Source organism: Microbispora sp. NPDC046973 (assembly GCF_040644495.1).
Taxonomy (GTDB): domain Bacteria; phylum Actinomycetota; class Actinomycetes; order Streptosporangiales; family Streptosporangiaceae; genus Microbispora.
The window spans coordinates 121,703-145,970 of the sequence record NZ_JBEYWQ010000007.1 but is presented as its reverse complement, the minus strand read 5'-3'; the positions used below and the strand labels follow the sequence as shown (position 1 = coordinate 145,970).

General features: G+C 72.1%; 17 protein-coding genes. 14 read left to right on the top strand and 3 right to left on the bottom strand.

Annotated features, from left to right (window positions below):
- The first annotated feature begins 14 nt into the window (after nt 1-14).
- The 11 genes from ABZ860_RS16205 to ABZ860_RS16155 all read left to right on the top strand — a co-directional run bounded on the left by ABZ860_RS16205 (nt 15) and on the right by ABZ860_RS16155 (nt 17,064).
- On the top strand, nt 15-941 hold the full coding sequence (locus ABZ860_RS16205; RefSeq protein ID WP_357220514.1) for a DMT family transporter: 927 nt from the start codon (nt 15-17) through the stop codon (nt 939-941).
- Nucleotides 942-1,240: 299 nt separating this feature from the next.
- Nucleotides 1,241-2,893, top strand: coding sequence for a fumarate hydratase (locus ABZ860_RS16200; RefSeq protein ID WP_357220512.1), 1,653 nt, complete (start codon nt 1,241-1,243; stop codon nt 2,891-2,893).
- A gap of 98 nt (nt 2,894-2,991) precedes the next feature.
- On the top strand, nt 2,992-4,425 hold the full coding sequence (locus ABZ860_RS16195; RefSeq protein WP_357220510.1) for a serine/threonine-protein kinase: 1,434 nt from the start codon (nt 2,992-2,994) through the stop codon (nt 4,423-4,425).
- Nucleotides 4,426-4,467: 42 nt separating this feature from the next.
- Nucleotides 4,468-5,952 (top strand): serine/threonine-protein kinase, encoded by a 1,485-nt coding sequence (locus ABZ860_RS16190; protein WP_357220508.1) that lies wholly within the window; start codon nt 4,468-4,470, stop codon nt 5,950-5,952.
- A 3-nt stretch (nt 5,953-5,955) separates the two neighbouring features.
- On the top strand, nt 5,956-9,081 hold the full coding sequence (locus tag ABZ860_RS16185; protein ID WP_357220506.1) for a hypothetical protein: 3,126 nt from the start codon (nt 5,956-5,958) through the stop codon (nt 9,079-9,081).
- A gap of 81 nt (nt 9,082-9,162) precedes the next feature.
- On the top strand, nt 9,163-10,554 hold the full coding sequence (locus tag ABZ860_RS16180) for a class II fumarate hydratase (RefSeq protein WP_357220504.1): 1,392 nt from the start codon (nt 9,163-9,165) through the stop codon (nt 10,552-10,554).
- Between the two features lie 67 nt (nt 10,555-10,621).
- Complete coding sequence (locus tag ABZ860_RS16175) at nt 10,622-11,395, top strand: 3-hydroxybutyrate dehydrogenase (RefSeq protein WP_357220502.1); 774 nt, start codon at nt 10,622-10,624, stop codon at nt 11,393-11,395.
- Entirely contained in the window at nt 11,380-13,284 is a 1,905-nt protein-coding gene (locus ABZ860_RS16170; RefSeq protein WP_357220500.1) for a helix-turn-helix domain-containing protein, read from the top strand. The genes ABZ860_RS16175 and ABZ860_RS16170 overlap by 16 nt, the downstream gene beginning before the upstream one ends.
- Before the next feature lie 77 nt (nt 13,285-13,361).
- Entirely contained in the window at nt 13,362-14,699 is a 1,338-nt protein-coding gene (locus ABZ860_RS16165; protein WP_357220498.1) for an MFS transporter, read from the top strand.
- Nucleotides 14,699-16,033, top strand: a complete 1,335-nt coding sequence (locus ABZ860_RS16160; protein WP_357220496.1) for a tannase/feruloyl esterase family alpha/beta hydrolase — start codon at nt 14,699-14,701, stop codon at nt 16,031-16,033. Before ABZ860_RS16165 ends, ABZ860_RS16160 begins: the two co-directional genes overlap by 1 nt.
- On the top strand, nt 16,030-17,064 hold the full coding sequence (locus tag ABZ860_RS16155; RefSeq protein WP_357220494.1) for an alpha/beta hydrolase: 1,035 nt from the start codon (nt 16,030-16,032) through the stop codon (nt 17,062-17,064). Before ABZ860_RS16160 ends, ABZ860_RS16155 begins: the two co-directional genes overlap by 4 nt.
- Before the next feature lie 16 nt (nt 17,065-17,080).
- Here the strand turns inward: ABZ860_RS16155 and ABZ860_RS16150 are convergent, their stop codons facing one another.
- Both ABZ860_RS16150 and ABZ860_RS16145 read right to left on the bottom strand, forming a co-directional pair.
- Nucleotides 17,081-19,045 carry a glycosyltransferase family 2 protein gene (locus ABZ860_RS16150; RefSeq protein WP_357220492.1) on the bottom strand — a complete coding sequence of 655 codons (1,965 nt, stop codon included), beginning with the start codon at nt 19,043-19,045 and terminating at the stop codon, nt 17,081-17,083.
- A gap of 104 nt (nt 19,046-19,149) precedes the next feature.
- Complete coding sequence (locus ABZ860_RS16145) at nt 19,150-19,842, bottom strand: lytic transglycosylase domain-containing protein (RefSeq protein ID WP_357220490.1); 693 nt, start codon at nt 19,840-19,842, stop codon at nt 19,150-19,152.
- Nucleotides 19,843-20,112: 270 nt separating this feature from the next.
- Between ABZ860_RS16145 and ABZ860_RS16140 the strand changes: the two genes are divergently transcribed.
- The 3 genes from ABZ860_RS16140 to ABZ860_RS16130 are packed head-to-tail and all read left to right on the top strand — an operon-like array spanning nt 20,113 to nt 22,788.
- The gene (locus tag ABZ860_RS16140) at nt 20,113-20,787 is read left to right on the top strand and encodes a response regulator transcription factor (RefSeq protein ID WP_079315655.1); all 675 of its coding nucleotides are present in this window, start codon (nt 20,113-20,115) and stop codon (nt 20,785-20,787) included.
- A gap of 7 nt (nt 20,788-20,794) precedes the next feature.
- Complete coding sequence (locus ABZ860_RS16135; protein ID WP_357220488.1) at nt 20,795-22,240, top strand: HAMP domain-containing sensor histidine kinase; 1,446 nt, start codon at nt 20,795-20,797, stop codon at nt 22,238-22,240.
- Nucleotides 22,237-22,788, top strand: coding sequence for a hypothetical protein (locus ABZ860_RS16130; RefSeq protein WP_357220486.1), 552 nt, complete (start codon nt 22,237-22,239; stop codon nt 22,786-22,788). Before ABZ860_RS16135 ends, ABZ860_RS16130 begins: the two co-directional genes overlap by 4 nt.
- 9 nt (nt 22,789-22,797) lie before the next feature.
- On the opposite strand, the gene ABZ860_RS16125 is transcribed toward ABZ860_RS16130, so the two are convergent.
- A complete protein-coding gene (locus ABZ860_RS16125) occupies nt 22,798-24,108 on the bottom strand; it encodes a PhoH family protein (RefSeq protein WP_079315658.1) in 1,311 nt (436 codons plus the stop codon).
- Nucleotides 24,109-24,268: the final 160 nt, after the last annotated feature.

Here is a 24,268-nt window from a genome sequence, read left to right as displayed (position 1 = left end):
TAGCATCACGTGACATGAACACTCATGTGGCCGGAGCGGCGGGTGCGATGTTCCTCGTGGGGACGTTGGCGGCGGTCTCCGGCGTCATCGCTGACTATCCGGTCTACGGCGGTCAGGCGCTCCGCTACGCGCTCGCCGCGGTGATCCTGCTCGCCGTCGCCCGGGCGCGCGGCCTCGGCCTCGTGCGGCTCGGGCCGCGCCAGTGGGCGCTGCTCGCCGCGCTGTCGCTGACGGGGCTCGTGCTCTTCAACGTCTGCGTGGTCGAGGCGACCCGTGCGGCCGGGCCCGCGCTGCCCGGCATCGTCCTCGGCACCGTGCCGCTGGCGCTCGCCCTCGTGGGCCCGATCTTCACGGGCGTCCGGCCGTCCCCGCGCGTCGTGGCCGCGGGCCTGGTGGTGGTCGCGGGAGCCTCGCTGGCGACCGGCGCCGGCAGCGGCAACCTGGCCGGGCTGCTGTGGTCCCTGGGCGCCCTGGTCTGCGAACTCTGCTTCTCGCTGCTGGCCCTGCCACTGCTGCCGCTGATCGGCCCCGTCCGGCTGTCGGCCTGGACGGCCGCGCTCGCGGTGCCGTTCCTGCTGGTCGCCGGCGTCGCCCTGGACGGCGGTCACGTGCTTCGCGCGCCGACCGCCGCCGAGGCTGGCGGCCTCGCCTACCTCGCCCTTGTGGTGACGACCGTGGCGTTCTTCCTGTGGTATCGCTCGCTGCCCCACCTGGGCGCGGACCGGGCCGGGCTGTTCGCCGGGATGATCCCCGTCGGCGCGCTCGCCACGGCCGCCCTTCTGGGCATCGCGATCCCCTCAGCCGCCGACCTGGCGGGAGCGGCCCTCGTGATCAGCGGGATCGCCCTCGGGCTCCGCTCGCCCGCACCTCGTCTGCCCGCTCGGCCGCCCGCTGCTCCTCCGGTGGCGTCCCTCGCGCCCCGGGAGGGGACCACCAGGTGATGTCGCCGTCCTTGACCTGCCGCAGCACGAGCGTGAGCAGCGACACCGCCAGGGCCAGGAGAATGCCGATCGCGAAGATGACCATGACCAGTACTCCGCCGTCCATGGCCCCTCCCCTCTGCTGTCCTTCGTGCCAATTATCCCGCTTTAGGGCCGAATGTTCAGTATGAAGTTATTCAAAACCTACTCACAGCCCGGACATGATGACCGCCGCCCGCGCGCCGTACGCTGTGCAAAGACCATGGGCGGTCCGGACGGCGGGCGCGCCCCACCAGGCAGACCACGAGGAACCGAGGACGATGCCGGAGTTCGACTACACCGACCTGCTCCCGCTTGGACCGGACGAGACGGAGTACCGCCTGATCACCAGCGAGGGGGTGCGGGTCACCGAGGCCGCCGGGCGCAGGTTCCTCGAGGTCGATCCGGAGGCCCTGCGGCTGCTCACCGAGACCGCGATCCACGACATCTCCCACTACCTGCGGGCCTCCCACCTGGCCCAGCTCCGCAAGATCGTCGATGACCCCGAGTCGAGCGGCAACGACCGCTTCGTCGCCCTCGACCTGCTCAAGAACGCGAGCATCTCGGCCGGCGGCGTGCTGCCGATGTGCCAGGACACCGGCACCGCGATCGTCATGGGCAAGCGCGGCCGGCACGTGCTGACCGACGGGCGCGACGCCGAGCACCTCAGCCGGGGCGTCTACGACGCCTACACCAGGCTCAACCTGCGCTACTCGCAGATGGCGCCGCTGACCATGTGGGACGAGAAGAACACCGGCTCCAACCTGCCGGCACAGATCGAGCTGTACGCCGAGGACCCGAACGGCCACCCGGACGAGTACAAGTTCCTGTTCATGGCCAAGGGCGGCGGCTCGGCCAACAAGTCATTCCTCTACCAGGAGACCAAGGCGGTGCTCAACGAGAAGCGCATGCTCGCCTTCCTGGAGGAGAAGATCCGCTCGCTCGGCACCGCCGCCTGCCCGCCGTACCATCTGGCCATCGTCGTGGGCGGCACCAGCGCGGAGTACGCCCTGAAGACGGCGAAGTACGCCTCGGCCCGCTACCTCGACTCCATCCCCACCGAGGGCTCGCCGAGCGGGCACGGCTTCCGCGACCTGGAGATGGAGAAGAAGGTCTTCGAGCTGACCCAGAAGCTGGGGATCGGCGCGCAGTTCGGCGGCAAGTACTTCTGCCACGACGTGCGCGTCATCCGGCTGCCCAGGCACGGCGCGTCCTGCCCGGTCGCCATCGCGGTGAGCTGCAGCGCGGACCGGCAGGCACTGGCGAAGATCACGCCGGAGGGCGTCTTCCTCGAACAGCTGGAGACCGACCCCGCCCGCTTCCTGCCCGACACCACCGACGAGCACCTCGGCGGCGACGTGGTCAGCATCGACCTCAACCGCCCGATGCCGGAGATCCTCGCCGAGCTGGGCAAGTATCCGGTGAAGACCCGGCTGTCGCTCACCGGCCCCCTCGTCGTGGCCCGCGACATCGCCCACGCGAAGATCGCCGAAAGGCTCGACGCCGGTGAGGACATGCCGCAGTACATGAAGGACCACGCCGTCTACTACGCCGGTCCGGCCAAGACCCCCGAGGGCTACGCGTCCGGCTCCTTCGGCCCCACCACCGCCGGGCGGATGGACTCCTACGTCGAGCGCTTCCAGGCGGCGGGCGGCTCGATGGTGATGCTGGCCAAGGGCAACCGGTCCAAGCAGGTCACCGAGGCGTGCCAGAAGTACGGCGGCTTCTACCTCGGCTCGATCGGCGGCCCGGCCGCCCGGCTGGCCCAGGACTGCATCAAGAAGGTGGAGGTCCTGGAATATCCGGAGCTGGGCATGGAGGCGGTCTGGAAGATCGAGGTCGTGGACTTCCCCGCCTTCATCGTGGTCGACGACAAGGGCAACGACTTCTTCGCCGACACGACCGGCCCCGTCCTTACCATCGGACGGCGCTGATCTACGGGGAGGTTGTCAGGATCTTTGACAGAAGATCTCAACAATTTCCCGGCATGGTCTCTACAGGTCGCACTACACAAATCGGTAAGCTGCCACCCATGCGTGCGCCGTCCGGATACCTGTTAGCCGCGCGCTATCGGCTGATCGAGCCGGTCGGGCGCGGCGGGATGGGCACTGTCTGGCGCGCGCGTGACGAGCTGCTCGACCGCGAGGTGGCTGTCAAGGAGGTGCGGCTCCCCCTGGTCCTCGACGAGGACCTGCGGGCGGAGCTGTGCGCGCGCACCGAACGCGAGGGCCGGGCGACCGCCATGGTCGCCCACCCCTCGGTCATCACGGTCTTCGACGTCATCACCGAGGACGACCGTCCCTGGATCGTGATGGAGCTGCTCAGGGCGCGGTCGCTGGAGGAGCTGATCCGTCAGGAGGGCCCGCTGCCGCCGCGCCGGGTCGCCGACATCGGCCGGCAGGTGCTCGGCGCGCTGCGCGCCGTCCACGCCAAGGGCATCCTGCACCGGGACGTGAAGCCCAGCAACGTGCTGGTGACCGACGACGACCGGGCGGTGCTGACCGACTTCGGCCTGGCCGCCCTGGAGGGCGACGCCTCCATCACCCAGGCCGGGATCGTCCTCGGCTCCGCCGGCTACATCGCCCCGGAACGCGTCCTCGGCGACAAAGCGAGCCCGGCGGCCGACCTGTGGTCGCTGGGCGCCACCCTCTACACCGCCGTCGAGGGCCGCGGCCTGCACGGCCGTCGTACGGCGGCGGCCGCGCTCGCCGCGCTGACCAGCGGCGCTCCGATCCCCATGGACAAGGCGGGACCGCTCGCCCCGGTCCTGCGCGGCCTGCTCCAGATCGACCCCGCGGCCAGGCTCGACGGCGTCCGCGCCGCCCACGCGCTGTCCAGGGTCGCCGCCGGAGGCATGGCCGAGGACCCGTTCGCCTCCCCGTTCCGGGCCGGCCGGCCCGCGCCGCCGCCCACCGCCCCGCAGCCCACCGCTCCCGAGCCCCGCAAGCCGCCGCAGCGCAGCCGTGGCCAGCACCGCGCCGAGTCGCGGCCCACGCCCAAGGTGACCCCGCGCGACCGCGACTCCGGGCCCCACCGGCAGTCGGGTCCGTACGGCCAGCTCTACCGGCCCGCCGAGCACGGCCAGCCCCACGCGTACGACCCGTACGCCTCAGGGCGGTACGACCTGTACGGCCCGCATGGGCAGTCCGGACAGTACGGCCAGTTCGGCCAGAGCGGTCAGCTACGGCACAGCAGCCCGCACAGCGGCCCCTTCGGCGGCCCGCACCAGCAGTCGGGGCAGTCGGGGCAGTCCGGCCACCACCGCGGCCAGCCGCGCGACTCCGGCTACCCACGGGAGACGCCGGCCGTGCCGTCCCAGCGCCGACGGCCGAGCGAGGGCCTGCATCGCAAGCCGCCGGAGCCCGCTCTCCACCACGTCGTGCGCATTCCCATGATGCGGCACGTGGCGAAGATGATCAAGATACTGCTCCCGCGCCGGTATTGGCCGAGGATCTTCATCAAGTAACCAGAAAGCGATTTCCAAGATGGAATCGCTATCTTTCTAGATATGCCGGAACAGCACCCGCGGCCGCTCGCCGACCGCTACGAGCTGCGCACCCGCATCGGCCGGGGAACCATGGGCACCGTCTGGCGGGCGTACGACCGGTCGCTGGGCCGGGAGATCGCGGTCAAGGAGATCCGCCAGGATCCCTCGCTCAGCCCTCGGCAGCGGCAGGAGCTGCGCGAACGCATGATGCGCGAGGGCCGCATGGCGGCGCGCGTCAGCCATCCCTCCGTCGCCACCATCCACGACGTGATCGTGTCCGACGGCATCCCATGGATCATCATGGAGCTCGTCGAGGGGCGCTCGCTGGAACAGGTGATCGACGAGGAGGGGCCGCTGCCGCCACGTCTGGTGGCGGAGATCGGCTACGACCTGCTCGGCGCGCTGCGCGCCGCCCACGCCCAGGACATCCTGCACCGTGACGTCAAACCGGCGAACGTGCTGCTGACCGAGACGGGCAGAGTGGTGCTGACCGACTTCGGCATCGCCAAGGCGCTGGGCGACCACGCGCTCACCCAGACCGGCATGGTCATCGGCTCGCCGGGATACACCGCCCCGGAGCGGGCCCGGGGCGAATACACCGGCCCCGAGTCCGACCTGTGGTCGCTGGGCGCGACGTTGTACTTCGCGGTCGAGGGGCGGCCGGCCTATGAGCGCTCGACGGTGGGCGAGACGCTGGCCGCGTTGATGACGGAGGAGGCCGACCCTCCCGCCCAGGCCGGGCCGCTGCGCCAGGTCCTGGACGGGCTGCTGGTGAAGGACCACACCGCGCGCCTCTCGCCGGAGCGCGCCGCCGCGATGCTGCGGCTGATCGCCGACACCCCCACGGGCGCCATTCCCGCGGTGGCGCCGGGGCCGCCCCCGCCCCCGGCGCCCGTCCCGGCTCCCCCCGCCGGTGCGAAGGCACGCCCCGGCGGGAACGGCCCGGCCGACCGGCCCCACGCCGCGGAGTCCCGCGGCGGCAGCCTGCCCGCCACTGGGGCCGCCACTGGGGCCGCCGCCGCCCGACCTCCTGGAGAGAAGATGGCCGAAGGCGACGAGGACGACGCTAACCGCACGATGGTCGTCCCCCGCCCGGCGGGCGGCCTCCGCCTGCCTTCCCCGCCTCAGGACGGCTCCCGGAACGGCGCCGCGGGCGAGCCCCAGCGCGTCTCCGAGGCCGCCGACAGGCACAGCACCACGGTGCCCGGCAGGCTGCCCGGGAGGGGACCGGCGACGCCCCCGCCACCCGGCCCCGCCTTCGCCGGGAACGGCCCCGTAGCCACGCCGGGGCCTCCCGCCGGACACCACCCGCCCCACCCCGGCGCCTTCCCGCCCGGGGACGGCGTCCCGGGGAGGCCGCCCAGCCTGGGCACCGACCTGTTCGCGATGCAGAGTCCCGCAGGCCCGGACGCCAAGACGCAGGCCCGGGTGCTCGTGACGATGGGGATCGTGCTCTTCGGCGTCCTCGCGCTGATCCTCCTGGGCGTCTTCGTCTTCGCCAGGTGACCGGTGCGCAAAGGGATCGGCTACGCCGACGCGGTGCGCCTGCTCGGGCAGGAGAGCACGGTCGCCAAGGTCCTCACCGGCACTCTCGTCGGGGCCGTGCCGGTGCTGTCCCTGTTCGACGTCAAGGACGAGGCCGTACGGCTCGCGGGCGAGGCGGCCGGCAGGCTCCGCGACCGGGTGACGGGCCTGAACCGGTATGACCGCACGGCCCGGCTGGAGGCGGCCCAGGCGGTCCTCGTCGTCGCGGCGTTCTTCGAGGCCCTCGGCAAGCTGCCCCTGCCGTTCGATCCGAAGGAGCTCCGCCTCGACCGGGACGAGCAGGCGGCGCTCTCCGGGCCCGGCGCACGGCAGGGATCGTTCGTCCACACGCTGATGACGATCGGGCCGGCCGGTTTCCGGCCCCATCAGTCGTACGCCGACATGCTCGACGCGATCAGGGGTCACTACGGCGAACTGGCCGCGGCGCTGATCAGGTTCGTCTCCGGGCTGGCGGTCCGTGATCGCCTGGACGCGACCGAATGGGAACGCGCGAAGACGGCGATCGAGGGGGAACTCCCCAAGGTCGCCTGTCAGAAGTACGAGGAACTGCACCGGCGGCTGGCTCTGGACATTCCCGAGTTCGCACTGTGGCAGGACATGATCTTCCGGCAGCGGGTCGACACCGGCCTGGGCGATTTGGAGGCGCTGCTCACCGAGGTCGCCGCCCGCACCAGGACGCCGGAGCACCGGCACACGCTGTCGCGCGCCCATCGGGCCGTCCTGGACCGCCCGATCGCGCAGTCCGGCGAGGTCCCCTCGGGCATGCGCATGCCCACACTCGTCGACGCGTACGTGAACCCGGACTTCCGGCTGGCCGAGTACGGCGAGCAGGCCGATCCGAGCGCGGAATGGTGGTGGGACCAGAGGGAGCCGAGCGACGACATGGCAGGGTTCCTGGCCCGCTACTTCACCTCGCCCGAGGCCGCCAGGATGCCGCTGGTCGTGCTGGGACAGCCCGGCGCGGGAAAGTCCGTGCTCACCAAGATCCTGGCCGGTCGCCTCCCGGACGGCGACTATCTCCCGGTGCGGGTGCCGCTGCGGGAGGTGCCTGCCGACGGGACGATCCAGGAGCAGATCGAGGCCGCGGTGCGGGAGGCCACCGGTGAGCACCTGAGCTGGCCGGAGCTGGCGCGGTCGGCGGACGGCGCGCTGCCGGTCGTCATGCTCGACGGGCTGGACGAGCTGCTCCAGGCCACCGGCATCCATCGATCCGACTACTTGAGCCGGGTGGCCGACTTCCAGCGCCGTGAGGCGGAGCTGGGCCGTCCGGCGGTCGTGCTCGTGACCACGCGGACGGCCGTCGCCGACCGGATGCGCTTCCCGCCCGGATGCCTGACGATCCGGCTCGAACCCTTCAAGGAGGAGCAGATCCGCCGCTGGCTGGCGGTGTGGAACACCGCGAACCAGGAGTACTTCACCGCTCAGGGGGTGCGGCCGCTGCCGCCGGAGACGGCATTGGCGCACGGCGAGTTGGCGTCGCAACCGCTGCTGCTGCTGATGCTCGCGCTCTACGACGCCGACGGCAACGCCCTCCAGCGCGGCGAGACCGGGCTCCGCCGGGCGGAGCTGTACGAACGGCTGCTGACCCGGTTCGCCCGGCGGGAGGTGGACAAGCACCAGCCGGGGCTCCCGGATTCCCAGGCCGCCCAGGCCGTGGAGCTTGAGCTGCGCACTCTGGCGATCGCCGCCTTCGCGATGTTCAACCGGGGCAGGCAGTGGGTCACGACCGAGGACCTCAACCGAGACCTGGCCTCCCTGCTCCCGGCGCCTGCGGTCCAGAGCACGAGCTTCCAGACGCCCCTGTCGCACGCCGATCGGGTGATCGGGCGGTTCTTCTTCGTCCACCAGGCGTCCGCCGTGCGGGACGGTACCCCGCTGCAGACGTACGAGTTCCTGCACGCCACCTTCGGCGAGTACCTCGTCGCGCGGATGACGCGCGACGTGCTGCGCGGCATGGTCGCCCGCGAGGCGGTGACGACGGCCGACCCGTTCTTCGGCCGGCCGCAGCCGGACGACGGACTCCTCTACGCGCTGCTGTCGTTCGCGCTGCTGTCCGAGCGGCACCCGACCGTGGAGTTCCTCCGCGATCTGCTCCCCGCTCTCGATCGGGAGCCGGCCACGGACCTGCTCGTCCGGCTGCTGCACGGCGCGGAGACGCGGACCGGTGAAAGCCACCCCGGCTACCAGCCCGAGCGGTCCGGCTTCATCACCCGCTACGCCTACTACACGGCCAACCTGGTGATCCTCGCCTCGCTCACCGCTGACGGGATCGCGGGCACCAGGCTGTTCCCCGATGACGAACATCCCGGCAACCCCTGGCATCGCCTGACGTCCCTGTGGGACTCGCGGCTGAGCCGGAAGGCCTTTTTCGTCCTCACCACACGAATGCGGGTCGAGCGTTCGTGGCGGGACGGCGGACCCGACCTCGTCGTCCGCTACGCGCGAGACCCGGATGACGAGCGGCCCGGCATGGTTCCTCTGGGGTGGAACCTGTACAGGGATGAGCTGCTGCCGGGAGAGCACACGCTCACCATGGCGCACTTCCTCTGCAACCCTCTGTCCGACGCACTGGCGTACGTCGCCGAGCCGCCCATAGCAGCGCTCGACGACATATCAGCGTGGATGCCCCTCATCGAGTCGTTGTCCGAGGACGGCATCGGCAAGTCGCCCGGCCGTATCCTGCTGGAACTGGCGTTGGCCCGCTACGCGGGAGACTCCGTCGACCTGGCGGGCCTCTACGAGGAGGCGTTCGACGCGTCGTTGAGCGGTGGTGTCCGAGAACTCTCGAACAAGAGCGGGATCTTCAGCTTCTTCGCTCTCATCGCCGAGCGGCTCGGCGAGGACATTCGCCGCCTCGGCGAGCAGGACGACGCCGAGGGGCTGGTCGATCTCTCGGCGGTTCTCAAGAGGATCTGCCCGCGGCTGAGCGACGAAGGCCGCCTGCATGAGCACCTGGACGTGAGCAGGCAGGTCGTGGACGTCTACCGAACCCTGAGAAGAGTCCGGCCCGAGCGCGACTGGTCCGCCGAGCTCGATGACGCAGAGGCAGATTTGGCGGCCGTACTCAACCGGCTCGGAGCGCGATCCTGAGAGGTGGAGCCCGTCGCACCCCCTTGCCGGTCCGAGCCCGGCGTGCGGGGCGCGGGCACCGGCTCCTGATAGGACTGAGGCATGGACGAATTCCGCATCGAGCACGACTCCATGGGCGAGGTCCGGGTGCCCGTCCGTGCGAAGTGGCGGGCCCAGACGCAGCGGGCGGTGGAGAACTTCCCGGTGTCCGGCCGGGGGCTTGAGCCGGCGCACATCGCGGCGCTCGCCCGCATCAAGGCCGCCTGTGCGAAGGTCAACGCCGAGTACGGCGTCATCGACAAGGACATGGCGCAGGCCGTCCAGGAGGCGGCGGAGGAGGTCGCCGAGGGACGCTGGGACGACCAGTTCCCTGTGGACGTCTTCCAGACCGGCTCGGGCACCTCCTCCAACATGAACATGAACGAGGTCGTCGCGACGCTGGCGCAGGAGCGGCTCGGCCGGCCCGTCCACCCGAACGACCACGTCAACGCCGCCCAGTCGTCCAACGACGTCTTCCCGTCCTCCATCCACGTCGCGGCGACGTACGCCGTGGTGCACGAGCTGACGCCCGCGCTGGAGCACCTGGCGACCGCCCTGGAGGAGAAGGCGACCGAGTTCGCCGACGTGGTGAAGTCGGGCCGCACCCACCTGATGGACGCGACGCCGGTCACGCTCGGCCAGGAGTTCGGCGGCTACTCCACCCAGATCGAGCTGGCGCTCGAACGGCTCCAGGCCGCGCTGCCGCGCCTGGCCGAGCTGCCGCTGGGCGGCACGGCCGTGGGGACCGGCGTGAACGTGCCGGGACCGGGCTGGGCGCAGTCCGTGATCGCCGAGCTGAGCCGGACGACCGGCCTGCCGTTCACCGAGGCCAGGGACCACTTCGAGGCGCAGGGCGCGCGTGACGGCCTGGTCGAGCTGTCGGGCATGCTCAAGGTGATCGCCGTCTCGCTCAACAAGATCGCCAACGACCTGCGCTGGATGGGGTCGGGCCCGCGCGCGGGGCTGGCCGAGATCAACCTGCCCGACCTGCAGCCGGGTTCGTCGATCATGCCGGGGAAGGTCAACCCGGTGATCCCGGAGGCCGTGACGATGGTGGCCGCGCAGGTCGTGGGCAACGACGCCGCGATCACGATGGCCGGGGCCTCGGGATCGTTCGAGCTCAACGTGATGCTGCCGGTGATGGCCCGCAACGTGCTGGAGTCGATCCGGCTGCTGGCCAACGTGTCGCGGCTGCTCGCCGACCGGTGCGTCAGCGGGATCACCGCCAACGTCGAGCGCCTGCGCGAGTACGCCGAGTCGTCGCCCTCGATCGTCACCCCGCTCAACCGGTACGTGGGGTACGAGGAGGCCGCCAAGATCGCCAAGCAGGCGCTGAAGGAGCGCAAGACGATCAGGGAGGTCGTCATCGAGCGCGGCCACGTCGCGAGCGGCGCGCTGACCGAGGAGCAGCTCGACCAGGCGCTGGACGTGCTGTCCATGACCCGCCCCACATAGGCGGGCGGGCATCTATGTCTCCGGCCGCCATGTGCCGGGAAGAGCCTGGTTCCTATCGTGAGGCAGCATGAGCCTTGAAGGGCGTACGGCCCTCGTCACCGGCGCGGGGAGCGGCATCGGACGGGCCTGTGCCCGGCGCCTGGCCGCGGAGGGCGCGCACGTCGTCGTCGCCGACATCAACGCCGAGGCCGCGGACAAGGTGGCCGCCGAGATCGGCGGCACGCCGGTGGCCGTCGACCTGTCCGATCCGGAGTTCCTGGTGGCCTGGCGGGGCCAGCTCCCGCCTTCGCCGGACTCCCGCCTCCACGCCGACATCGTCGTGAACAACGCGGGGTTCCAGCACGTGGCCCCGATCGAGGAGTTCCCGCCCGAGACCTTCAGCAAGATCATTCGGGTGATGGTCGAGGCGCCGTTCCTGCTCGTGCGGGACGTGCTGCCCGGCATGTACGAGCGCGGCTGGGGCCGTGTCGTCAACATCTCCTCGGTGCACGGCCTGCGCGCCTCGCCGTTCAAGGCGGCCTACGTGACGGCCAAGCACGCGCTGGAGGGCCTGTCGAAGGTGATCGCCCTCGAAGGGGCGCCGCACGGCGTGACCTCCAACTGCGTCAACCCCGCCTACGTCCGGACGCCGCTGGTGGAGAACCAGATCGCCGACCAGGCGCGCACCCACGGGATCAGCGAGGACGAGGTGGTGGAGCAGATCATGCTCGCCCCCGCCGCGATCAAGCGGCTGGTCGAGCCGGACGAGGTGGCCGAGATGGTCGCCTACCTGTGCGGCCCGCAGGGATCGTTCGTCACCGGCGTCTCGATCCCGATCGACGGAGGATGGAGCGCCCGCTGACCCCGACGCCCCAGAGAGACACCGACGGCGCGTACGCCTACCTCGACCTGCTCGCCCGGGAGGCGTCGGCGGTCGAGTTCGAGGGCCCGATCCTGCAGGCCAGGGCGGCGGGGGCCGACTCCGCGACGCTGGAGGAGCTGGAGCGGGCCAAGGTCGCGGCGCTGCAGGTGCGGGCCGTGCTGCGCCGGCGGGCCAAGCGGGAGGCGGAGCTGTCGGCGCTGTTCGACACCGCCAGCGACCTGGCCGGGCTGCGCGACCTCGACGCGGTGCTCGAGGCCATCGTGCACCGGTCCAGGCAACTGCTGGCGACCGACATCGCGTACATGACGCTGAACGACCCCGAGCGCGGCGACACCTACATGCGGGTGACCGACGGGTCGATCTCGGCCAGCTTCCGGCGGCTGCGGCTGCCCATGGGCGCCGGGCTGGGCGGGCTGGTGGCGCAGAGCGGCACGCCGTACAACACCGCGGACTACTTCGCCGACCCGAGGTTCCGGCACACGAACACGATCGACGTGGCCGTCCACGAGGAGGGCCTGGTGGCCATCCTCGGGGTGCCGCTGCGGCTCGGCACGCAGGTCATCGGCGTGCTGTTCGCGGCCAACCGCAGCGCCAGGCCGTTCGCGCAGGAGGAGGTGGCGCTGCTGTGCTCGCTGGCGGCGCACGCCGCCGTGGCCATCGACACCGCCCGGCTGCTCCAGGAGACCCGGGCCGCGCTGGCCGAGCTGAGCGAGGCGAACACCCTGATCAGGGCGCACAGCGAGTCGATCGAGCGGGCCGCCGACGCGCACGACCGGATGACCGGCCTCGTGCTGCGCGGCGGCGGGGTCGAGGACGTCGCCGCGGTCGTCACCGAGGTGCTGGGCGGCCGCCTGACCGTGCTGGACGACGAGGGCCGCCCCCTCGTGGGCGAGTCCGGCGACCTGGAGGCGGGCGTGTTCGACGCCGCCCAGTCCTCGCGGGCGCTGGGCCGCACCGTCAAGCGGGGCGACGCGTACGTCGCGTCCGTGGACGTCGGGGCGGCGCCGCTGTGCACGCTGGTCCTGCGGACCGACCACCCGGTGTCCGACACCGACCAGCGGATCCTGGAGCGCGCCGCGATCGTCACCGCGCTGCTGCTGCTGTTTCGCCGCAGCGTGGCCGAGGCGGAGGGGCGGGTGCGCGGCGAACTGCTCGACGACCTGGTCTCCCGCCCCGAGCTACGCGGGCTGGACGACCGGGCGCGGCGGCTCGGCGTCGATCTCGACGCGCCGCACGTGCTGGTCGTGGCGCGGCACGACGGGCAGCGGGAGCGCGGCGCCTTCTGGGCGTCGTCGCAGGCGACGCTGGCACACGGCCTGGCCACCGCCCGGGGCGACGAGGTCGTGCTGCTGCTGCCCGGCGACCGGCCCGGCGCGCTGGCCCGGCGCGTCGCGGCCGAGCTGAGCGCCTCGCTCGGCCGCCCGGCGACGGCGGGGGCCGCGCCGGCCTCCGGGCCGGTGACGGCGGTGGCGTCCGCCTACCAGGAGGCGCGGCGCTGCGCCGGGGCGCTGGTGGCCCTCGGCCGTACGGGCGACGGCGCGAGCGCCGAGGAGCTGGGCTTCGTCGGGCTGCTGGTGGGCGAGCGGCGCGAGGTGTCCGGCTTCCTGTCCGGCGCGCTCGGGCCGGTGCTCGACTACGACGCCCGCCGGGGAACCGCCCTGGTCAAGACGCTGAACGCCTACTTCGGCACGGGCGGCTCGCTGTCGCGTACGGCCGAGGCCCTGCACATCCACGTCAACACGGTGACCCAGCGGCTCGACCGGGTGGGGCAGCTGCTCGGCGAGGACTGGCAGGAGCCCGAGCGTGCCCTGGAGATCCAGCTCGCCCTGCGGCTGCACCGGCTGCGCACCCACATGCCGGACGCCTGAGGTGTGTGGCGTCGCCCCATAGGAGTGACCTCGGTCACTGCATACCGTGTGCGGAACCCCCCATCGGAGGAGTTCCCATGGCAAACACCCCACCTGCCCGGATCGGAAAGGTCGTCGGGGCCAGCCTGATCGGCACCACCATCGAGTGGTACGACTTCTTCTTGTACGGCTCGGCCGCCGCTCTGGTATTCAACAAGCTGTTCTTCCCCACCGAGGACGAGCTGACCGGCACGCTGCTGGCGTTCCTCACGTATGCCGTCGGCTTCGTCGCCCGGCCCCTCGGCGGGCTGGTCTTCGGCCACTACGGCGACCGGCTCGGCCGCAAGCGGCTGCTCGTCATCAGCCTGCTCCTGATGGGCGGGTCGACGTTCCTGATCGGCTGCCTGCCGACGTACGCCGCCCTCGGCGCGGGCGCGCCCCTGCTGCTGACCGCGCTCCGCCTGGTGCAGGGCTTCGCCCTCGGCGGCGAGTGGGGCGGCGCGGTGCTGCTGGTCTCCGAGCACGGCGACCCCCGCAACCGCGGCTTCTGGGCGTCGTGGCCGCAGGCCGGCGCCCCCGGCGGCAACCTGATCGCCACCGGCGTGCTGGCGCTGCTGGCCGCGGTGCAGCCCGACGACGCCTTCCTCGCCTGGGGCTGGCGCGTCGCGTTCCTGCTGTCCGGCGTGCTCGTGCTGATCGGCCTGTGGATCAGGCTGACGGTCACCGAGTCGCCGGTGTTCCAGGAGGCGCTCGAGCGGCAGGAGCCCGCGCCGAAGGCCCCCATCGCCGGCGTGCTGCGCCACCACTGGCGCGACGTGCTGGTGGCGATGGGCGCCCGGATGGCCGAGAACGTCTCCTACTACGTGATCACCGCGTTCGTCCTCGTGTACGGCACGACGGCGGCGGGACTGCCCAAGGGCACCGTGCTCAACGCCGTGCTGATCGGCTCGGCGTTCCACTTCGTCACGATCCCCCTGTGGGGCGCGCTGTCGGACCGGCTCGGCCGCAGGCCGGTCTACCTTCTCGGCGCCGTCGGCGTCGGCCTGTGGGCCTTCGCGTTCTTCCCGCTGATCGACACCAAGAACTTCGCCCTGGTCACCGTGGCCGTGACCGTCGGCCTGCTGCTGCACGGCGCGATGTACGGCCCGCAGGCGGCGTTCTTCTCCGAGCTGTTCGCCACCCGCATGCGTTACTCGGGCGTGTCGATCGGCTACCAGCTCGCCTCGATCGCGGCCGGCGGCGTGGCCCCGCTGATCGCGGTCGCCCTGCTCGACGCGTACGGATCGAGCGTCCCGGTCTCCGTCTACGTCGTGGCGGCGGCGATCCTCACGATCATCGCGGTGATCGCCTCCAGGGAGACCCGCGACCGCGACCTGTCGGCCATCGAGCCGACCTCGGGCGCCGCCCAGACCGCCGCGATCGTGAAGGAGGCCTGATGCGCCCCGGTTCCGTCATGCTGGCCGCGCTGGCGCTGGCCCTCCCCCTGGCCGCGGCCATCCCGTCCGAGGCCGCCGCCTGCCCGAGTGTGACCGTGCCGGGCGCGCAGAAGCAGGTGATCGCCTGCCTCGACGATCTCACCACGAAGGGCACGCTGGCCTCCGGGCACACCGACCAGTCGGACTGGTCGGGCCTCAACTCCCCCGGCGCCGTCAACCCCAGCGGCGTGCCCGGCATGCAGATCGACGGCTACTTCCCCGACACCTCCACCGGCAACACCAACCACGGCTGGAACCACGACGCGCAGTTCGTCGTCCGGCTGCCCGAGCGATGGAACGGCGGCCTGGTCGTCGCCGGGTCGCCCGGCAACCGGGAGACGTACGCCAACGACTTCACGATCTCCGACTGGGCGCTGGCCAAGGGCTACGCGTACGCCGCGACCGACAAGGGCAACACCGGCGTCAACTTCTACCGCGACGGCGCGCGGCCCGGCGACGCGGTGGCCGAGTGGAACCGCCGGGTCAGCGAGCTGGCGGTCGCCGCCAAGGCCGTCGTCCGGCAGCGGTACGGCAGGCCGGCCCGCACGACGATCGCGGCCGGCCAGTCCAACGGCGGCTACCTGGTCCGCTGGCAGATCGAGAACCGTCCCGACCTGTTCGACGGCGGCGTCGACTGGGAGGGCACGCTCTTCACGCCCGAAGGGCCCAACCTGCTGACGTTCCTGCCGCCCGCTCTGCGGGCGTATGCCAAGGGCGACGCGGCCGGGGTCGCGGCGGCCGGCTTCGCGCCCGAGTCGGACTTCCTGTGGCCGTTCCACTATCAGTACTACTGGGACCTCACCCAGCGCCTCTACCGCGAGGAGTTCGACCCCGCCTACGACGGCGACACCGAGGCGGGCACGCCGTTCTGCGCCTCCGGCACGCCCGGCTGCGACACGGACTACGACTACGCCTCCAGGCCCGCGGCCGTGAAGCAGGCGGTCGCGCGGGTGAGCGTCACCGGGAAGATCAGGCGGCCGCTGGTCATCGTGCACGGCACCCTGGACACGCTGCTGCCGATCCGCGAGGATTCCGACGTCTACGCCAAGATGATCGCCGACCGCCACCGCGACCGGCTGCTGCGCTACTACCGAGTCGAGGGCGGCAACCACGTCGACAGCCTCTACCCGGCCTTCCCCGACCGGCTGCGGCCGCTGCTGCCCTGCTTCCGCAGCGCGTTCACCGCGCTGGAGGCGTGGATCGGCACGGGCACGCCGCCGCCCCCGGACGCCACCCTGCCTCGCCCCTCCACGGGCGACCTCGAGAACACCTGCACACTGGGAGCAACACCATGACCCTGCCCATATCCGCCGAGCGCGTCAGCACGCCCCGGCTGACCCTCAACGTCCTGTCCGTGCCGGACTCGGCGGGCGACCCGGTGCTGTTCGTGCATGGCAACGTCTCCTCCAGCGCGTTCTGGCGCTCGACGATGACCGCGATCGCCGCGGAGGGGTTCCGTCCGTACGCGCTCGACCTGCGCGGCTTCGGCGACTCCGACCCCGAGCCCGTGGACGCGAGCCGGGGCGTGCGCGACTACTCCGACGACGTCCTGGCGCTGCTCGACCACCTGTCGCTCGAGAACCGCGGGCCCGCGCACCTCGTGGGCTGGAGCCTCGGCGGCGGGGTCGTCATGCAGGCCATGCGCGACCGGCCCGAGGCCGTCCGCAGCGCCACGCTGGTCAACCCCGTCTCGCCGTACGGCTTCGGCGGCACCACGGGCGCGGACGGCGTGCTCACCCGCCCCGACGGCGTGGGCTCCGGCGGCGGCGCGGCCAACCCCGAGTTCGTGGCGGCGCTCCTGGCGGGCGACCGGTCGGCCGACTCCCCCGTCTCGCCCCGGAACGTGCTGCGCGCCACGTACGTCGCCGCCGGGACGGACCTGGGCGAGGAGGAGGACGCGTTCGTGGAGTCGATGCTGTCCACCCGGATCGGCGACGACCACTACCCAGGCGACTCCCTGCCCTCGGACGCCTGGCCGGGCGTGGCCCCGGGCAAGCGGGGCGTGCTCAACACGATCGCGCCGACCAACTTCCGCATCGACGACCTGCACGAGATCGACCCGAAGCCGCCCATCCTGTGGATCAGGGGCGACCAGGACGTGATCGTCTCGGACACGTCGCTGTTCGACCTCGCGCACCTGGGGGCGATCGGTGCGGTTCCCGGCTGGGACGGCACGCCCGCCCAGCCCATGGTGGCCCAGACGCGGGCCGTGCTGGAGCGCTACGGCCCCTACCGGGAGGTCGTCGTCGAGGGCGCCGGCCACGGCCCGCACCTCGACAGGCCGGCGGAGTTCCGCGCGGCGCTGCTCGCGCACCTGCGCGGGTAGGCAGCCCGAATCGACGTCAGCGGCGCTCGCGCAGGACGCGGACGGCGATGCGCCGCAGCAGTGAGGGGGCCTGCGGCGAAGCCCCGGCGGGCAGGACGTGCACCTGCCCGCCGCGGCGCACCGTCAGCCCGAACAGCAGGTCCACGTCCTTCTGATCGACGCGGAGCGCGGGCCGCCAGGAGCCCGGGCCGAGGCAGTCGTCCCCGCCGATCCGGCTCACCGGCACCCGCGCGACGAGCTGACCGGCCACCCGGCCGGGTATCCCCGGCTCGACCAGCGCGGGCACGACCATGCTGCGCCCGCGCCCGTCCTGCTCGCGCAGCACCAGCTCGGCCGGCGGCCCGCCGCTCGGCGGCACGTACGGCACGGGCACGACGACGAAGACATGCCCCTCCTGCCTGGCCACGGTGGCGCGGGACGAGACCAGCGCGATCGACTCGGGGAACGACTTCGGCTCCACGCAGACGCCCAGCTCGCCGCGCTCCGACCAGCACGGCACGACGAGCCGCCTGGGCTCGCCCGCGAGCGCGCCGGCACAGCTCATCGGCAGGGCGGGGCGGGCCACCCGGGTGCGGCCCGCGTGAACGCCCCGCATGCGCACGTGGACCTCCCACAGCCCGGGGGGCAGCGGCCGTCCGAGAGCCGCCGCGCCGGCGTCGAGGCGGGCCTGGCCGTTCACCCACACGCGCACCTGGCCGCCGCGCGCGTGGTCCCCGAGGCCCGCGCGGCCCACCGAGCAGGTGACCGGCAGCGCGTGGAGCACCCCGGTCTCAACATGGCGGACGCAGACCTCCACGCGGGCCCTGCGCACCGCGTCGGTCACGTCGGCACCCTCGTCGTCGAGCAGGCCGTCGAGCAGGCCCTCGACCCCGGGAGGCGGGGCCCACAGCAGCCGGTCGCCCCGCTGCCGCAGCCACAGCGGACCGCCCCCGGCCCGCAGGAGCTCCACGCTCAAGTCGAGCAGCAGCACGCCCTGGTCCCAGCGCAGCTCTCGCAGCTCCGCGCTGAGCCTGGTGCCCCGGGACGCCTCGGCGAGCGCGACCAGCGCGTCGAGACGGTCCAGGCGCAGCAGCGCCGTACGGGCGCGCAGGTGGGCGGGCAGGTGGACGTCGAGCGCGGCGGGAAAGCGGTCGAGGGTGAAGCGGCGCAGGAAGGAGAACAGGACCATCCGCTCGTCCGGCGCGGCGGCGAGGAACCGCGCGCCGGCGAGACGGCGCAGCCCGAGCGTGCGATACCAGTGGGCCTGGATGCGCTCCCGCTGCGAGCCCGGCTCGGTGTAGGCGTCCACCACATCGAAGATCGCGTTGAGGCCGTCGAAGAGCGCCTCGGCGTCCGGCGTCTCCTCCTCGGCCGTTCCGGGGGAGGCCGGGCCGAGGTGGCAGCAGATCTCGTCGGCCAGCACCGCGATCACCTTCGCGGCGAGGTACGCCCTGGTCACGAACGCCTGCTCGGACAGCGGCCGGTCGGCGAAGCGGAGCTGGCAGGTCTCCAGGAAGTCGCGGCTGAACAGCTTGTGCGCCGTCGGCAGCGCGAGGAGGTGGTCGCGCAGCACGTCGGCCCGGTCGCGGTCGCGGGCGAAGGCGGCCGGCGGCGGCCCCTGGTCGGCGAGCCTGCCGATCAGCACGTCGGCGTCGGTCTCCACGGCCCTGTCGTACATCCGCTCCAGGGCGTGCGGCTCGAGCCTGTCGTACTGGCCGAGCAGGTAGACGTACTCGCCGCGGGCCACCGACAGGCCGACGTTGCGCCCGCGCGCGGGCGAGCCGCTGTGGTCGAGGTGCAGGACCCGCACGTTGTCGCGCTGCTCGGCGATCGCGTCGAGCCGCCTGCGGGTCCCGTCCGTCGAGCCGTCGTCCGCGAAGACGACCTCGTACTCGTCCGGCGGCAGCGACTGCTCCAGCACCGAGCGCACACACGCGCCGAAGGCGTCGTTCGACAGCCCGGGGTTGGACACGGGCATAACCACGCTGACCTTCACACCCATGAGGCCAAGGGTGCAGTGCGACCCCCGCCGTACGCTCGGGCTTGCCGAAAGGTCGAGAAACCCTGACCAGAGTTTCGCGGTTCAGGCGCCGCGACCGGCGGAAACTAGTACCAGCCGGTGGACTGGGAGTGCGCCCAGGCGCCGCAGGGCGTCTTGTAGCGGCCGGCGATGTAGCCGAGACCCCACTTGATCTGGGTGGCGGGGTTGGTCTGCCAGTCGGAGCCCGCGCTCGCCATCTTGCTGCCGGGCAGCGCCTGGGGGATTCCGTAGGCGCCGCTGTAGCGGTTCATGGCCCGCTCGTTCCAGTGGCTCTCCCTGTCCCACAGCTTCTCCAGGCAGCCCCACTCGCCGCCCCAGCCGCGCGCCTCGGCCATCTGCTTGCCGAGCGCCTTGTTGCTGCCGGGATCCGGAGAGGAGCCGGGCGGGAAGTCGGCCGGGGTGAAGCCGCCGCCTCCGGGGGCCTTCTGGGCGATCTCGACCGGGTCGAGACCCTTCCTCCGGTCGTCGCGGGTGCTCTCCAGCCTGTCCTTGCGCAGCGCCTGGACCGCCTGCTCCTTGAGGATGTCGGTCTCGGGGTCGGGCGCGTTCGGGTCGAGGGCGAGGAAGCTGTCCGGGCCCAGCACCTGCTTGGGCGCGTTGCCGTGCTCGATCGACGTGCGGATCACGAAGGCCGCCCCGCCCGCGACCACGGCCACGCTGACAGCGAGGATCGCGATCCGCTTGGGGGTCAGCCGGCCCGGCCCGGAGCGGCCGCCGGCTCCCCGCCGGGACCGGGAGGCGCGGGGACGATCCTTCAACTGCTGACCAGAGCTCACGGCTTATGAGCTTGCCCTGTGGTGGGGGGTGCTCCGCAACCGAATCGTGGTACCTGTTTGGTGACGTCTTGACCCGACCGCCGATCACATGGACTTTCCCCCAAAATGTGATTTTGGTCACATTTTTCGCCACAGGGAGAGGCATGGGTGCCCTGCACCAGCCTGCTCCCGCTTCTTGATGATGGCGTGCGGACGGGGTCACAGGACCATGACAAATAGGGGAATTGGCGAGGTCCGCACCATAATGACCGGGTGGCAGGCATCCTCCTGGTCGAAGACGACCCCTCGGTCCGTGCTGGACTCGAGCTCGCGCTCACCCGGCAGGGCCACTCGGTGACCGCGTACGCCACCGGCGAGGAGGCCCTCGACCACGTACGCTCCCGCCGCCCCGAGATCGCGATCCTCGACGTCATGCTGCCTGGCATCGACGGGGTCGAGGTGTGCCGCCGCATCCGCAGGCTCGACCCGCTGCCGATCATCCTGCTCACGGCCAGGGGCGACGACCTCGACGTGGTGGTGGGGCTGGAGGCCGGCGCGGACGACTACGTCGTCAAACCGGTCGAGCCGCGGGTCCTGGACGCCCGCATCCGCGCCATTCTGCGCCGCCTCGAGTCGGCATCGCCCGACCGGCTCACCTTCGGCGACCTCGTGATCGACCGCGGCGCCCTCAAGGTGAGCCTCGCGGGCAAGGAGATCCACCTCACCCCGACCGAGCTGCGCCTGCTGCTCGAACTGGTCCGCCACCCCGGCCAGGTGCTCAACCGCCGCTACCTCCTGCGCGCCGTCTGGGACCACACGCACGTGGCGGACTCCCGGCTGGTCGACGCGTGCGTGCAGCGCATCAGGGCCAAGATCGAGCCGGTGCCCGCCGACCCCGTCTACATCCACACCGTGCGCGGCTTCGGGTACCGCTTCAGCCCGCCATGATCCCGACATGACCTGGGTGCCCACCGGGCTGCGGGCTCGGCTGGTGATCACCTTCCTGCTGGTGGCGGTCACCGCGTCCGCCATGGTGGCCGGCCTGGGATACCAGATCGTCCGACGGGGGCTCCTGGAGCGTGCGGAGCGGGGCGCGGTCGCCGACGTGCGCGAGACGCTGTCCAGGATCACGCTGCCGATCGGCGCGAGCGACGTGGTCTGGCCGAGCGACACCACCGTCACCGAGGAGGACCTCGGCGAGGTGGTGCAGGCGCTCGAGGCCCCGGAGCGGACCGTCATCGTGACCTACGGCGACCACCGGCGCTCCAACACCGGCGCCAGGTTCACCATGACCGACGTGCCCGACCAGCTCCGCTGGCAGGCGGCCCGGCGGCTGGTCTACCAGAGAGTGCTGCTCGGGGACCGTCCGTGGCTGATCGTCGCCACGCAGATCCAGCGGGCCACCCGCGACGGCGTGCTGCGCCCGACGGGCCTGACGGCCTACGTCTTCGTGCCGCTGTCGGAGGAGGAGGGCGTGCTGTCCCGCCTCAAGGCCGCCCTCGCGCAGGCCGGGGGCATCACGCTCGCCCTGGCGCTGACCCTGGCCCTGCTGTCGGCCCGGCGGGTGCTGCTGCCCGTACGCCGGCTGGGTGCGGCCGCCCGCGCGCTCGGCGCCGGTGAGCTGCAGGTCCGCCTCCCCGTGCGAGGCAGGGACGAGCTGGCGGAGCTGACCGCGACGTTCAACGAGACGGCGGCGGCGCTGGAGGACACGGTCTCGGAGCTGCGGACGCTGGAGTCGATGTCACGGCGTTTCGTCGCGGACGTCTCCCACGAGCTGCGCACGCCGCTGACCGCGATGACGGCGGTGACCGACATGCTGTCGGAGGACGCCGACGACCTGCCCGACGACGCCGGGGAGGCCGTGCGGATCGTCGTCCGCGAGATCGACAGGCTGCGGGTGCTGGTCGAGCACCTCATCGAGATCAGCCGGTTCGACGCGGGCGCCGCCACGCTCCGCCGGGAGACCGTCGACGTGGGCGACACGCTGGCCGACTGCCTGGAGGTGCGCGGCTGGGCCGACCGGGTGAAGCTCACCGTGCCCGTCGGGCTCACGTTCTCCCTGGACGCCCGGAGGTTCGACGTGATCGTGGCCAACCTCGTCGGCAACGCGCTCAACCACGGCGCGCCTCCCGTGGTGGTGAGCGCGCGGGTGGCGGTCGGCGGCGAGAATCACGGAGCGCTCGAGGTGAGCGTGCGCGACCACGGGAGCGGCATCCCCGAGCAGGTCCTCCCCCACGTCTTCGACCGCTTCTACAAGGCGGGCACCGACCGGGCCAGGAGCGTGGGCAGCGGTCTCGGCCTGGCCATCGCGAAGGCCAACGCCGAACTGCACGGCGGCTCGATCACGGCAGAGCGCTGCGACCCCGGCACCCTCTTCCGCGTCTGGATCCCCAAACCATGAAACGGATCAGGCGCGCGACCGCGGCCCTGCTCGCGACGCTGCTGACGGCACCGGCGGCCTGCGGGGTCGCGCCGACCGGGGTGGTCGACGCCGGCCCCGCGCCGGTCATCAGCGGCACCCCCACCCTCGTCACGATCTACCTGCTGCGGGACGGCCGGCTGTGGCCCACCCGGGTCGCGGCACGCTCGCCGCACGTCAACGACGTGCTGGACGCGCTGTTCGCGGCCAGCGGGCGGCCGTCGAACCGCCTGTCCACCGCGCTGACCGGGCTCACGCTGGCCCAGGTGCAGCTCGTCAGGTACACCCCGGACGCGGGCAGCCGCAACGATCCCGACAACACCCTCAGCCTGCGCGTACGGCTCTTCGTCAGCGGCTGGAAGATCACCAGGACCGCCATGGCCCAGATCACCTGTACGGCGCGGCTGCGCCCGGAGATCTGGGCCGTGGAGATCGCTCACGCGACTCCCGACAGGAACGGCCCCCTGAAGGTCCACACCTGCCGGGAGTTCTGGGATCTGGCCCCCAAGAACGGCCATCTCCCCCCGTGACGGGACGGATCAGAGCGTGATGTTCTCCAGCATCTCGGTCACCAGGGCGGCGATCGGCGACCGCTCGGACCTGGTCAGCGTGATGTGGGCGAACAGCGGGTGGCCCTTGAGCTTCTCCACCACGGCGACGACGCCGTCGTGCCGGCCCACCCGCAGGTTGTCGCGCTGGGCGATGTCGTGGGTGAGCACGACCCGCGAGTTGGCGCCGATGCGGGACAGCACGGTCAGCAGCACGCCGCGCTCCAGCGACTGCGCCTCGTCCACGATCACGAAGGCGTCGTGGAGGGAACGGCCGCGGATGTGGGTCAGCGGCAGGACCTCCAGCATGCCCCGGTCGATGACCTCCTCGATGACCTCGGGCGACGTGACCGCGCCCAGCGTGTCGTAGACCGCCTGGGCCCACGGGCCCATCTTGTCGTTCTCCGAGCCGGGCAGGTAGCCGAGCTCCTGGCCGCCCACGGCGTACAGGGGGCGGAAGACAATGATCTTGCGGTGCTGGCGGCGCTCCAGCACCGCCTCCAGGCCCGCGCACAGCGCCAGGGCGGACTTGCCGGTGCCGGCCCGGCCGCCCATCGAGACGATGCCGACGTCGGGGTCCATCAGCAGGTCGAGCGCGATCCGCTGCTCCGCCGACCGGCCGTGCAGCCCGAAGACCTCACGGTCACCCCTCACCAGACGTACCGACTTGTCCGGCAGGACGCGCCCGAGCGCGGAGCCGCGGCTCGACAGCAGCCGCAGGCCGGTGTGACACGGCAGGTCGCGCGCCTCGTCGATGTCGGCCGTGCCGGACTCGAAGAGGGCGTCCATCTCCTCCGTGGTGACCTGGAGCTCCGCCATGCCGGTCCAGCCGGACTCGACCACCATGCCCGCGCGGTACTCCTCCGCGGCCAGGCCGATGGACGCCGCCTTGACCCGCATCGGCAGGTCCTTCGACACCAGCACCACGTCCTTGCCCTCCGCCGCGAGGTTCTGGGCGACGGTGAGGATGCGGGTGTCGTTGTCGCCCAGGCGGAAGCCCGCCGGGAGACAGGACGGATCACTATGATTCAGCTCGACCCGGATGTTCCCGTCGCCGATCGGCATGGGCTCATCCAGCCGTCCGTACCGCACTCTGAGGTCATCGAGGAAGCGCAGAGCCTCCCGGGCGAAGTAGCCGAGCTCGGGGTGGTGGCGCTTGGCCTCCAGTTCCGTGATGACGACGATCGGGACGACGACCTCGTGCTCGGCGAAGCGGCTCATCGCCGCCGGGTCGGCGAGCAGGACGGACGTGTCCAGAACGTAGGTGCGGGATGTGGACGGGTTGCTCGAGGACACTGCCACGCGTTCTCCCCCGGGCGCCTGAGGTGGGCGCCCTGCCTTGACTGGTGGTGAACGGACCGGGCCCGTGACCTGCGAAGGCAGACCGGGGCTCCGGCCCTCCTCGCATGGTGGTCGCGCAAGGACGGGCCCTCTCCCGAGGTGGTGGCCGCCGATCCCCTCG